This window comes from Ruegeria sp. CDSC045 (assembly GCF_059610725.1).
Genome location: NZ_JBXWOE010000018.1, coordinates 1 through 12,742 on the forward strand (window position 1 = coordinate 1; position 12,742 = coordinate 12,742).

The following is a 12,742-nucleotide window of genomic DNA, read 5'->3' on the forward strand; positions in this document are numbered from 1 at the left end:
TCTTCACGGCCTGCTCCTGTCATGTTCCAGCACGCGCTACCAGAAATGCACTCGAACTGACAGGTGGGGGCGAAGTTCGCGACAGAACCACGTTCAATGTGTGCTCACTTGGTTCGGCTTATCGTCGTCTACGCATCGGTGTTTTTAAGTTTGTGACGGAGGCAAGAGTGCTTCCAGTATCTGGTTGCGCGGCGACGCGGGCGATGAGAAAGCGGGCGTCAAGGTGCGCGCAGTGTGAACGACTGGACGCTTCTGTTACCGTGATCTGCCAGGCACCGAACGGAAGCGCCCTGCCAGCGTCATGGGCACCCAACATGTGTTTCTCCCGTCACGAAATTTCGTCCAGTCCTGCCGGGACGGACAAGGGGGCAGCACAAGAAATCGCACTTTCAGACAGGCTTGGTAAGAATGATCACGGTTGTGGGCTACTCAATCGCCGTAGCGAAGCACAAGGCCTGTCGCAGGGAAGCACTCATTTCCAATGAGGTTTCCTTTTCGGCGGTCAGTAATCACGAACCCTTCAGATGCATAGAGCGCCTGAGCGGGACTGTTGCCTTCAAGGAGATCAATCTGCATGGTCCCGTTGCTTCGGCTCATGGCATAGCGAAGAAGTGCGCGTCCAACGCCAAGACGTGAAAGCGCAGGATCGACATAGAGCCACGTCAGTTCTGTTTCGTCGAAGGCCGCAAAACCTGCTACGACGCCGTCTCGCACGGCGACCGCCAAATCCGCGTCGAACAACCCTTCATCTTCGGAGGTTTCTTCAAGGGAACGAAAGGCGGCGACGCCGACCGTATAGGCGAGTTCGTCTTTGCGCGCCGCATCATGAATGACGCACAGACGTGGCCAATCATTTGGTTCATATGCACGGATTCGTAGTCTGTTGCCCGATGTCATGGCTTTCTGGCATTCGCAATGGATGTTTTGTGATTGGCAGTCTTCGCCTTGGCTACAGCGTTTTTACAACTGGTGGGCGTCATGCCCGTTTCCCGCTTGAAAGCGGTGTAGAACGAAGAGCGAGAGTTGAAGCCGACCTCATAAGCAATCGCCAATACCGTCGATGCGCCTTCTTCAACCAAAGGGATGGCCTCTTTGACCCGCCAACTGTTTACAAACTCAAAGAAGGATTGGCGAATGTGCTGGTTCAGCGTTTGGGACACATAGTTCAGCGACACGCCGATATGTGCCGACAAAGCGCTGAGTGTTAGATTAGGGTCGCGATACAAATGTTCTTTCTCCATCGCGAGAATAAGCTTACGCGCTATCCGTTCAGACTGGTCCGAACCTAAAGCGCTCTTTACATATTTTTTGCTGTGCGGCTCGTCGAGGCTTTCCAATTCCGCAGTGACGAAATCCAACTCCTTCGATGGCCTAAGCCCCCAGAGCGCAAGGGAGAGAATTACAATCAGAACCCATAGGCCATCGAGCAACGGGCCAATGGGGTCTCGTGACCCAGAAACGGCAAGCAGCTCACCGATGAGGCTTTGCAAGACATAAGTTCCCATGGCACCGGCGAGGACCGCGACCCAGCGCAATTCAAGCCCCTCGGTGCTTGAGAAATGCTGCTTGAGCAACGCAATGTGTTTTGTTTGGGTTCGGATGACCCAGAACACATAGAGCGCCCATTGGACAACAAGCGCGATGGTCAGGGCCGCGAAGCCATATATCAGGAAACCGAGACCTGGCAGGGGCTCCGGTGTGGATACTCCTGCGTACCAGACATCGCGTGATGCTTCCGGTAGCGCCATCGCGATAACTGCAAATAAGAACGCCGAGCAAGGCAATGCAAAATGAAGCGCAACCGAGCGCCTTGTCTCATACTGGCCCTTGCTCAGCGTCAACTCGCGCACATAAAGCAAGAAGACAGGCATCAGGCAAAAATTGGCAACGACACTTAACAGTGCGGTCCCATCGCGAACGGCTTGTGGAATTTCGCTGGTAAGCGTGACGAGAACCGTATCAAGCTCGCTGACAGCGAACATTACGAAAAACACCGCCAGGCTTACCCGTGAGGACGCGCTCCACCGCTGGGACCAGCTGATCATTGCCGCCAAGACAGCGACCGCAAAAGTGGCGGCGACTGTGGCAATCAACAGGGTGTCCGGGTCAAAGGTCATAGTGCGGTCTGGCAAACTGCGTTTGGGCGGGATACCCCCAAACCCTACTTGCCAAAGTGTCTTTGCTCAACGCGTGTGCCCGTATGTCCTGTCCGCGCCGACCGGGTCGGACACATATTTGGGGCCATGCGGACGATACCGCAGCGTAAAAATGCCATGTGGGGGCTGCAGGCCGCATCCTACGGCCCCGAACATGCGAAAGGGCGCCCCAAAATGTCACGCGATCCTGACCCCGTCACCAGCCCCGTTGGTTCGATCGTAGCACCGACCGATCCATTGGCATTTGTCGATAGTGTTTGGCTTCATGGTGCGGGTCTGGCTGGTGACACTTGGCACCCGATCACGAACGGATACACCAAGGCCTTGACACCGGACCTTCCCGGCCACGGGACCAACCCGCTCTCGCAGCCATATAGGGTAGAAGCATATGCTGAACGCTTGTCAGATAACGTGCCACCCGGATCCGTGCTCATAGGGCATTCACTTGGTGGAATGGTTGCGCTTGAACTGGCTGCCCGATTGCAAGATCGCATCAAGGCGTTAGTCTTGATCGAAGCTGTTCCGACGGTGCGTGACCGACTTGTCGGGCGATTGTCTGCGACGGTCGCAGCATCCCTGTACCGCTCGTTCCCGACGTCCTTGCTCGCGAACCTCTCTGGGTTGGGCGAAAGCCGCGATACCAAGGTCGAGCTTCAGCGACAGTTGGCTCAGATGGATCGGCGGCGGATTTCGGCAGCGCTGGAGGCCGCATCCCTTTATGACGGACGCCTACGCCTCGCTGCGATAGCTGTTCCAACCCTCATTATCGTCAGTAAACGAAACTCGGCGACGCATCACGGCGCGGGCCTTTTGGCCCAACGTATCCGCGGGGCTGAATACGTGAAGCTGCCGGGCGGGCACATGTTACATACCGACAATCCCGTCCAACTCAGACGAAGCATCAGCGGTTTCCTGCGTCGCACAGGTGCAGCCGAAAGCTGAATCTTGCCGAACCAGATCAACTGTCGTGTGCGAAGACAAATTGCGGTTCTGCACGATGGAGCGCGAAAGCACAGGGTTAGCAACCATCAGCCCGGTCGGGGTCGCGCCTAACCACAAAGACATGCTTTTGGGCCGGTCGCGGTGTTTGCGCACCAAAATCGCACCCATCCGGACTAGACAGTGCTCCACCTCGGGACCGCGTGCTCCTCGCCAATAGGAAGAGACGACAGACCGAACATTTTGCGCCAACTGCGGCACAGTGCAAACACATGACAAGGCTCAAAATGACCATACCATATCAGTTTCACATGCGCCCCAGCACTGGCATGGCCATGGTAGTTGCCCTCCTGGTGCTCGGCGGGTGTGCAACCTCGACTCCGCATGCCTATGACGCTGAACAAGAGATCGAATTCCTTTATAGCCGCGCCGGGCCTCATGCGGTCACGACAACTGATATCCCGGCAACCTTTGGCCAGCCCGGGGGCCGTGTGTACCTCCCTGCGGGTCACGACGGGTCTGCTCCCCTTGTGGTCTGGCAGAACGGGACCGGTGAGCCCATTGGAACCTACGATGCCATTGCAAAGCACCTCGCCTCTTGGGGAATGGTGGTGATCGGGAGTGATGATCGGCAGATGGCCACTGGTGAACGCGCGGTGGCCATGCTTGCCAATGCCAGGCTTTGGTCGATGACTCGTAACCACCCGCTTTTTGCGCGCATAGACGCGGACACTTTCGCGCTTGTGGGATCGTCCCAGGGCGCGGTGAGCACGATCAACGCCCACACACAATATGAGACCGGACGCGGCGCGACAGCTTTGGCGATCCACGGAACGCCGACCGACGACGCCATCGCGTTCTTTCGGCTCGACATGGACTATGATGCCGGCGCGGTCACGGCTCCAACGCTGATCCTGACCGGCACCGAAGATGAATTCATCTCTCCATTGTGGCTCAACAGAGCGCTTTTTGAGGGGATGCGCGGCCCAGGTTTGCGGGTTCTCGCAGTCGCAGATGGCGCGGACCACATCGAATTGGCAAATGATGCGGGCCGGTTTCGGGGATACCTGACGGCCTGGCTGTTGTTTCAACTCCTCAACGATCCGCATGCGGCACAGGGCTTCATAGGCCGGTCGGAAATCATGTCAAACCCTGGCTGGAGTGTCGCTGATGTCTTACAATGAGTCTCATACCCTGTTCAGGGACCGCCCCCATATGAGCTACGGGCGACATCGCATTGTTCCCATGCGAGTTTACGTGCTGCTGATCGCAGGCATTGGCCTGATTTTACTTGTCCACACCGCCTACAACATGGCGTCAGAAGCGCTTGAAACTGATAAACGGCCCGAACGGGCGTCCCTTTCGACATGTCTTTCGGGGCCTGCGCCCTGTTCGGTCTTGTACCTATATCCTCTTGCGTGTCGTCGCCTACGCGACGCGACGACAAGGCAGAGCCTTCAGGCCATCTTTGTCGTCGACCGACTTCAAAATCGGAGGACATGATGAGGCTTATTATGCTGACAACCTGCTTATATTTGGGATCATTTGCCGGGTTTGACAGCCGGACCCCACCGCTTGATGGGGTCTGGCACTCGGACGGCTACGGCTTTGTTCTGGAGATCCAAAGCCACACGGCGCGCCTGTTCAGCACTGCGGAAGACCTTTGCCTTCCGGAGGTCAGTACACTCGTCCCCCTAGACGAGCTTTTACCGGGTTCCAGCTTCGCGGTGTCGGGAGACGGCCAGAGGCTCAGCATTGGATTTCCCATGGAACCCCACCGGATAAGTGCAATCCGGCTCGGGTCTCTTCCGATGCAGTGTTCAGTCGAGATGTCCACAGATGCCAACGCCGTGTTCGAGGCCTTCGTCAGGTTCTTCGATGCCAGCTATCCCTATTTTGCCCTCTACGATGTGGACTGGGACAATCGCGTCGCTGCAGCAAGACGACGAGTGAACGATGCCACAGACGACCAAGCCCTGTTCGAAGCATTGGCATGGCTGATCGCACCCATTCGAGACGCACATGTCGCGCTGATTGTTGACGTGGACGGGTCGCGTCAGATTTCGGCACCGGGCCGCGCGCGCGTTCTTCAGCATCTGCGCGACACCGCACGGGTCGAAGGTCGCGATCCAGCATCGGCAGCCCGGGAGTTTCGTTTGTCCATTTGGTATGAGAGTATCGCGACGGTCATGCTTCGCGGTACAGGTCAGATGCGCGGTAACGATCGTATTCAATATGGCATGCTAACATCTGAGGTCGGGTACCTCGCTTTCAGCGCACTGGACGGGTTCGGACCCCAAGATGCGACGCTCGAGGAAAACCTGGCAGCAACGCAAGGCATGTTGGACGTTATCCTGGACGACCTGACCTCGCTTGGGGCGCGGTCCATTGTCCTTGACCTTAGCCTGAACTTTGGCGGCAGCGACTACATCGCGCGGGAGGTTGCAAGCCGGTTCTTACGCGAGGGCGTGCATGCCTACAGCAAGTTCGCCGCCGATGCTGCGCTGCCAACCGTGACGGACGTGCGCATTGACCAAAGCCCGCGCGTTCAGTTTGACGGCGACATTTTTCTGCTGACCAGCCACATAACGGTCAGCGCAGCAGAAGTCTTGACGCTATCTCTGCGGACCCAGCCTCACGTCACTCACGTCGGCGAGACCACGCGCGGTGCCTTGTCGGACGCATTGTCACGAACCTTGCCGAATGGATGGCAACTGAATCTATCAAACGAGGTCTATCTCGATAGCGAAGGCCAACACTGGGAAGGTCTGGGTATTCCGCCAGATATCGAGATGCAGGTGCTGTCAAACGCTGACCCAATCGCCAGTCACCAGGCAGCTATCCTAAGGCTCTTGGGAGTAGAGAGTTCTTTTTGAGAAGAGACCTTTAGCCGATGCTGAACCACCTGCGGTAAACCGCACAGTCCAACCTCAATTGAGCTGAGCGCTATCGAGACACGCAGATGAAAAACTCTGAAATTCGATCGGGCACTGCGCGGTCTTCGACCCCCACGAGACGCAGAACGGCCGCGCTTGCCGCGGCTGCATTGATCGGCTTTGGATTGTGGTGGAGTGCCACTGACCCTGCTCAGATCCAGCCGGTGGATGGTTTGCATCCTGACGAGGCAATAGCCTTCGACACTACAGCGTCGAACATGAGAGTCTTCTGGCCACCCAACGCAACAGACACTGAACTGGCGGTAACTGGGGTCGCTGTGGGGCTGGATGGAAGCATCTACATTTTGCACCGCGCAGGTCGTCCCTTCGCCGCTGGCAGAGCGCTGATACCTGACCCGGTCATTCTACGCGTGGATGCGGACACCGGTGAAGAAATCGCACGTTTTGGCGCGGATTTGTTTGCGAGCCCACATGGGATATCGGTTGCCCATGACGGTTCGATATGGGTTGCAGACACCTCACTGAATATCGTTGTGCACCTTGATCCGCGGGGCCAACCAATTCGCAGGTACGGCAATAGCTATCCCTTCTATTTGGAGGCCCTCTTGCGTGTGCGAAACGTTTTGCCGCGACTCCCAATCCCGATGAGCGACGCAACTTTTGCGCGCCCAACCGACGTGGTTCCCCTCTCGGAGGGACGCTTTGCCGTCGTTGATGGGTACCGCAACTCCAGACTCGCCGTTTTTGACACGCAAGGACGGCTTGTCTGGCAGGTGAACAGGCGCGGGTCTGACCCAGGGGAATTCCACCTCCCACACGGTATCGCCGCGGATGCTCAGGGCAACATCTACGTCGCGGACCGCCGCAATGCGCGAGTTCAAGTCTTTTCTGAGCAGGGTCAATTGCAGCGCGTCATTAGTGGTCCATATGTTGGACGGCCCTTCGGGGTCGATGTGGACACACGCGGCTGCATGTTCTTTGCAGACGGTGGCGACACGCTTGATCTGGATCGCCACCATGTCCATTCCCGTTCCGGCAGCGGGGTTTCCATGTTTTCGGCAGACGGTGCCCTGATTGGACGCGATGACGGGCCGGATCAGGGCCAGCCCGGTTTCCAATTGCCACACGACATCGCGGTTGGAGGTGATGGACGGGTCTACGTTGCCGATCTTAATGCAGACCGTGTGTTTGCTGTGGATATGGCCGCCCCGTGCCAGAGCTAAGTGGTTCATTGAATTCGGCTCACTGCTTGGGCTGACCTCTTTTCATTTCCATGCTCTGCAATTTGTTCCGCTGGTTCCCAGAAAATGCCCACTTAAATAGGGCCAGACACCCCTTGGACAATATCCTGTCCGCGCCGAACGACACGGACGCATTGAACTTCGCAGTCTGACACGCAGAGCGCGACAGGCAGGTTGGCCTGTTATTTTTCCAATTTCGAAAAGGACACTTGATATGGCCCATTTGGACCCCAACGCCTTGAACAAGGCTCCAACAGACGCATTGACGCCATTCGCGGATAGCGGACCAGCGCCTGCCGTGTTGATGGAAATCGCGCGCGACGGGCTGTCCGTGCGAAACGCCGTAGGTACGGTTGAACTTGACGGCGATCAACCGGCCACCGCTGAAAACCGGTTCGAGATCGGTTCGCAAACGAAAATGATGACGTCGGTCATCGTACAGCAGTTGGTCGGTGAAGGACTGATCGACTTTGACGCGCCGCTGGCAGATCAGATGGATTTGGCAGGCCTCGAAGACATAGCCAACATCAACAGCGTCACGGTGCGAGAATTGCTTGCCAATCGCTCCGGCATACCTGACTTTGATTCCGTGCCGGGTCAGGCCGGTCTTCCCGCCTATATCGAGCAACTGCTCTTTTCTCCCGATCAACCTCTTGGTCCGGACGGGTTGCTGGCGTTTGCATCCAAACAACCTGCTTCTTTTGCGCCCGGCGAAGCCTATGAGTATTCGAACACGAACTATCTGCTTTTGCAGAAACTGATCGAACAGGCGACAGGCGACAGCTTTGGCGAATTGCTGTCGGATCGCATTTTCTCCGTTGCCGGTATGGACGATAGTATCCTGGGGTCTGAGGGTGGCAATGAAGGGCTGCTGCGCTCCTACACCGAAGTCGTACCGGGGCAGCCCTTGGACGTGACAGACGCATTGCTGGACTTTGGGGCTGCGGGCGGTGTTGTATCCACCACCGCTGATATGATCAGCTTTCTTGACGCGTTGCTGGTGTCGCGGACACTGCTATCGCCCGATCAGTTGGCAGAGATGCAGGATTTCCGCGCGCCAGATGGAACACCCGGCATCAATGGGGAGAGCCTCGGCCTCTCATCTGGCACCATCTTCGGTCAGCAGATCATCGGGTTTCAGGGCGGAACGCTGGGGACCAACACAGCGACGTTCCTTCATGTAGAATCTGGTACAATCATTTCTATCGCAGCGACGCACTCCGGAGAAGAGCCGACGGAACTGCTGGTCTCTGCATTTGCCGCTATTTTTGGTGACGACGCCTGGGCAGCGTTCGACCCATCAGATGAAAGCTTCAGCATAGAGGCCACAGCGGCTGATATCACTTTGACAGAAGACAGCGACGCCCCGGGCGGCCCAGAGACAGTCCTGGAATTGGATGGTGTTAGTCTCACCTTCGAGGGTGCGTTGGATGATCTTGATACCGGCCGGTTTACCTTCACAGACAACTCGACCCTTTGGATCGGAAATGCAAGTGGGGATCGGTTTGATGTCATGAAGGATGCCGCCGAAGCCGCGCAAAACAACAACCAGATTATCGGGCTCGACGGCAATGACCACTTGCGCGGCGGACACGGCGACGACAACATTGATGGTGGTGCCGGGCGCGATCACCTGCGCGGCCGGGATGGTGACGACATCCTGAACGGCGGTGCGGGAAACGACATCCTGAATGGCGGGCACGGCGATGATCAGCTGAATGGTGGCGATGGGCGCGACTATCTACGTGGCGGCACTGGCAATGATGTGTTGGCTGGCGGCAATGGCGGCGACGTGCTGCGCGGCGGTGCCGGTGACGATGTTCTTGAGGGAGGCGCAGGCCGGGACCACATGTGGGGTGGCGCGGGCAACGACGTATTCGTGTTTCAACTCGATTCAGGTCAAGATCGGATCTTTGGGTTCAATCCTGAAGAGGACCTTTTGGATTTTTCGCAAACCGGATTGTCTTTCGAAGACTTGGAGATCACGTTTCGCGGTTCGTTCACAAAGATTAGCTATGGCGACGCGGAGGTTTCGATCTTAGGCACCTCCTGCGCGCTTTTGGCGGAAGACTGCTTCATTTTTTAGCCACCACAAATAACTAGCTGGCGCGCGTGGTTTCCGCGCGCGCCTAACCAATGTGTTCAGCGTTTGGACATTCGGGTTTCCGTGACGGTTTGACCAGCTATTGGCCCATGCCCGAACATCGGGTTCTCAGCTTTCTACCCGGTGGGATTTAACGCCACGGTCCGTTGTGCGCTGTGCCCCTGTTGCGAGGCCCCGGCTGGAGCATATGAACGCTGTCCGACTTCAGTCAAAGCGTTGACCCACTCAGCACGACAAAAGCACGGGCGCGCGACCTGCCGCGCAATCGTTTGTTGTCAGCCGCATATAGTAGCACGGACAGTCGTCGTGACCTGGCGATAAGCTACTCAATCACTTCCGTGTAGCGCGTGATCCGCATCCAATACATTTTGCATCTGGCCATTTTGGTTTGTGACCCCTGCGCGGACCCTGCCGGATACGAGATCGGCTATCATCGCAGATTCGAACCCCTCGTTCCGACCATCGTGTCCGATCGTTTTGCCCGGTTCCACAAATACCCCATGCGCAACACCGGGGCTTACAGGTTTGATCATCTGCCTGGCCAAACCGGACGGCAACAGGGCATCGCTGTCCCCGTTCAGAGAGACAAGGATTGCGCGCATGATTTTAGTCAAATCCGTGGCGCTCGCCCAAAGGCCCGCGGCAGCGCTTTCAGGATGGCGCACAAAACCGCCAGGTATCGGCAGCCCATCCTCAAGGTAGCCATTCGCATGCGCCCTACGGGGTTCAAGATCAAAGGTCGCTCCTGCGGCTCCGATTGGACGCAGAACATTTGTCGTCACATACTTGCGAAAACTTTCATCCGAGACGTCCTCAATAAGGCACTGCAAAATAGTTGTCCCTCCACCACTGTAGTCGTAACGCTTGAACAACCGCCGCTCTGTGCGGACTGCGGGGGACGTCGCTGGATGTTGTCCGTTTAAGATATCTATCACGTCTGGAATGTCGTCACCGGCGCTATACCCCATAAAGCCGTGAATGTTCGTACCAGCAGTATGGGAAAGGAGGTCCGAAATCGTTGTCCTGTCACTGCGCGGACCGGTCAATTGCCAGCGCTCAAGGTACGCGTTGACCGGGTCGTGTAGGTCAAAATACCCGTCACGAACCAGCGTGAAGACCGCCAGGGCGGTCACCGTCTTGGAGCATGAAGCCACCTGAAACAGCGTCCGGTCATTGACCGGCGTACCGGGTGCGGCCATGCCGCCATGTGCCAGCCGAAGCCCATCGCTCGATAGGTCGGCAATCTGCCACCCTGTCTGATCTGCATGCCCTGCGAAGGACGCCGGTGCCAGGGCTGATGTCAGCGATGCCAGCCCGATCAGGGAAAAAACTCGTCGGTTCATTGGATTTCTCGTCATTATTTGCTTGTGGGAAGTCCGTCCAATTGGAAAGACCATCCAGCAACAATAGCATCTCGCTGCGGGTGCATCGCCCGACCCTATAGGCACGTATAGTCCGGTGCCGCGTGGTGGGGTAGAACCGCCGCTTTGATGTCTGGTTTCGACCTCTTGATCCTCGATGAGCTGCCTATGTCCCTGTTGCCCAAACCGATTGCCAGATCCTCTCCTACCTAATCAGCGAGCTCTACGAACGAACTTCAATCATTGTCACCGCTAATCTGGCATTCAGCGAAAGGCCAAGGTTGTCTTCGCGTGTCCGATTATGCTGCGCGAAATTACAGTTTCAGTCCGCACCAGCTCCGCCATGCTGAACGGCTGCTTCTGGGACTTACGCTGCACTGCGACAACGAATCTGCTGCATCTGCAAACGAATGCTGCGTCAGCTAAGTGCCAAAGTCCAAGGTCTGCTCCGTCCCGCAACTTCCCCGTTCGTAGCTCTCGGGATCTCGCTATCGCAGCGAATGGTCGCTAAGTGGGCTGCGACTGCAGCATCCCGAACGTGCTTCCAAGGTCGGCTTTGGGCCGCGAGCGCCTGTTACCTATGCCAGCCAAGTTTGACTGCGGCTGCATTTGTCTCAAATATCTTTGGCGAAATAGTGCAGATGTGGGCGTAACGAGGGTTGATCCTTGTACGTTGTCGTTTCTATCGGACCGTCCAACTCTACAAACCCAAGCTTGGGATACAAGTTTCTCATTTCTATATTGGGTGTGAGCGTGTCCGCAATCAGCCTTTTGAGACCCATATTGCGCGCAGCATTCTCACGCGCCTCAATCAATGCACGGCCAGTGCCCGTTCCTCTGGCTTGTTCGGTAACAAAAACTCTTTTGAGCTCGCCGGTATCTGGCCCGAGACACTTCATCATTCCGCAGCCGACAATCTCACCGGCTTCAGACCGTGCAACAACCAGACATCCCTTCGGAGGCAGATAGTCATCCGAGTTTTCCCAGAATTCAGCGAGCGCACTTTGGGGTGCCGCAGGATCAATATCGAAGCCTATGGCCCGCATCCTTTGGACGATGAGTTCATAATACTGCGATAGGATTTTATTGAGCTCGCCCTTAGCTGGCAGCTCCGCACAGGTCTCAATTCTTACATCTTGCATGGGTCAACCACCTGTCCCGAAAGAACTCAATGCAAATAGGATAGGCCAGAAAAGCGGCGACGTCATCTTCGTCCGCAGTGCGGCTTTCTTTCCAGATCAGTTTCTGCATTCGGTAGCCGATGCCCGCTTCGGGGAAGCTGTATCGCGGCGTCCAGCGGGTCGGCCGATGTCTCCTACGGGCCGCCCGCGAAGACGGCCCCTCCATTCTATATCTCAATGGCTTCTGCGATGGCCAAAGCGTCTTCCAGCTCAACGCCCAAATATCGAACGGTACTGTCCATCTTGGTATGTCCCTACAGGAGCTGAACGGCCCGCAGATTGCCAGTCTTTTTGTAGATCTGTGTGACCTTGGTGCGCCGCATTGAATGCGTACCATAGGCTGTTGCCTCAAGACCTATAGATGTAACCCAATCGCGAACGATCCGTACATATTGGCGCGTTGAAATGTGTAACCGCTCGTGGAAGCGGCCTGGCCACAGAAATTCAGAGCCAACCATAAGAGGGTCCTCCATCCATTTCGCAACTGATGCTAGAGTGCTTTCCGAGATTTCAAATCGCACTGGCTTCTGCGTCTTGCTTTGCAGAACAGACGCACGTTCCTTAATCTGACCCGACGCCATCACATCCACAACTTGCATGCGAACGAGGTCACAGCCTCGAAGCTTGCTATCAATTGCCATGTTGAAAAGAGCGAGGTCTCTGTGGTTTTCGGCGAGTTCAAGGCGAACTCTTATTGCCCAGACATGTTTCGGTTTCAGTGGGCGCTTCTGTCCGACGATCCGGCCCTTGTTCCAAGCAGAGCGAAGTGCGCGAATGGCAGGTAAATTTGGTGTTTCCATGACTGATCCTCCGATCCGCCATGCCCTCCCAGAACGACAACCCGGCGTTGACGGCCAATCATA

The 12,742-nt window shown here is 56.6% G+C and carries 9 protein-coding genes and 1 pseudogene; 5 read left to right on the forward strand and 5 right to left on the reverse strand.

Features of this window, described 5'->3' with window-relative positions; genetic code table 11:
• Window positions 1–429: 429 nt before the first annotated feature.
• Both AC2FH6_RS21145 and AC2FH6_RS21150 read right to left on the reverse strand, forming a co-directional pair.
• Complete coding sequence (locus AC2FH6_RS21145) at window positions 430–897, reverse strand: GNAT family N-acetyltransferase (protein ID WP_496704143.1); 468 nt, start codon at window positions 895–897, stop codon at window positions 430–432.
• Window positions 894–2,117, reverse strand: coding sequence for a helix-turn-helix domain-containing protein (locus AC2FH6_RS21150; RefSeq protein ID WP_496704144.1), 1,224 nt, complete (start codon window positions 2,115–2,117; stop codon window positions 894–896). Before AC2FH6_RS21150 ends, AC2FH6_RS21145 begins: the two co-directional genes overlap by 4 nt.
• Before the next feature lie 126 nt (window positions 2,118–2,243).
• On the opposite strand from AC2FH6_RS21150, the gene AC2FH6_RS21155 reads away from it, so the two are divergent.
• From AC2FH6_RS21155 to AC2FH6_RS21175, 5 genes are all read left to right on the forward strand, one after another.
• Window positions 2,244–3,098 (forward strand): alpha/beta fold hydrolase, encoded by an 855-nt coding sequence (locus tag AC2FH6_RS21155; RefSeq protein ID WP_496704146.1) that lies wholly within the window; start codon window positions 2,244–2,246, stop codon window positions 3,096–3,098.
• 284 nt (window positions 3,099–3,382) lie between these two features.
• Complete coding sequence (locus tag AC2FH6_RS21160) at window positions 3,383–4,279, forward strand: alpha/beta hydrolase family protein (RefSeq protein WP_496704148.1); 897 nt, start codon at window positions 3,383–3,385, stop codon at window positions 4,277–4,279.
• A 330-nt stretch (window positions 4,280–4,609) separates the two neighbouring features.
• A complete protein-coding gene (locus AC2FH6_RS21165; RefSeq protein WP_496704149.1) occupies window positions 4,610–5,971 on the forward strand; it encodes a S41 family peptidase in 1,362 nt (453 codons plus the stop codon).
• Window positions 5,972–6,057: 86 nt separating this feature from the next.
• On the forward strand, window positions 6,058–7,215 hold the full coding sequence (locus tag AC2FH6_RS21170; RefSeq protein ID WP_496704151.1) for a peptidyl-alpha-hydroxyglycine alpha-amidating lyase family protein: 1,158 nt from the start codon (window positions 6,058–6,060) through the stop codon (window positions 7,213–7,215).
• A gap of 232 nt (window positions 7,216–7,447) precedes the next feature.
• On the forward strand, window positions 7,448–9,319 hold the full coding sequence (locus AC2FH6_RS21175) for a serine hydrolase (protein WP_496704152.1): 1,872 nt from the start codon (window positions 7,448–7,450) through the stop codon (window positions 9,317–9,319).
• Window positions 9,320–9,663: 344 nt separating this feature from the next.
• Here the strand turns inward: AC2FH6_RS21175 and AC2FH6_RS21180 are convergent, their stop codons facing one another.
• From AC2FH6_RS21180 to AC2FH6_RS21190, 3 genes and pseudogenes are all read right to left on the reverse strand, one after another.
• On the reverse strand, window positions 9,664–10,680 hold the full coding sequence (locus AC2FH6_RS21180) for a serine hydrolase domain-containing protein (protein WP_496704154.1): 1,017 nt from the start codon (window positions 10,678–10,680) through the stop codon (window positions 9,664–9,666).
• 632 nt (window positions 10,681–11,312) lie between these two features.
• Window positions 11,313–11,840 (reverse strand): GNAT family N-acetyltransferase, encoded by a 528-nt coding sequence (locus AC2FH6_RS21185; protein WP_496703658.1) that lies wholly within the window; start codon window positions 11,838–11,840, stop codon window positions 11,313–11,315.
• Between the two features lie 206 nt (window positions 11,841–12,046).
• Window positions 12,047–12,679: pseudogene (locus tag AC2FH6_RS21190) on the reverse strand (tyrosine-type recombinase/integrase).
• Window positions 12,680–12,742: the final 63 nt, after the last annotated feature.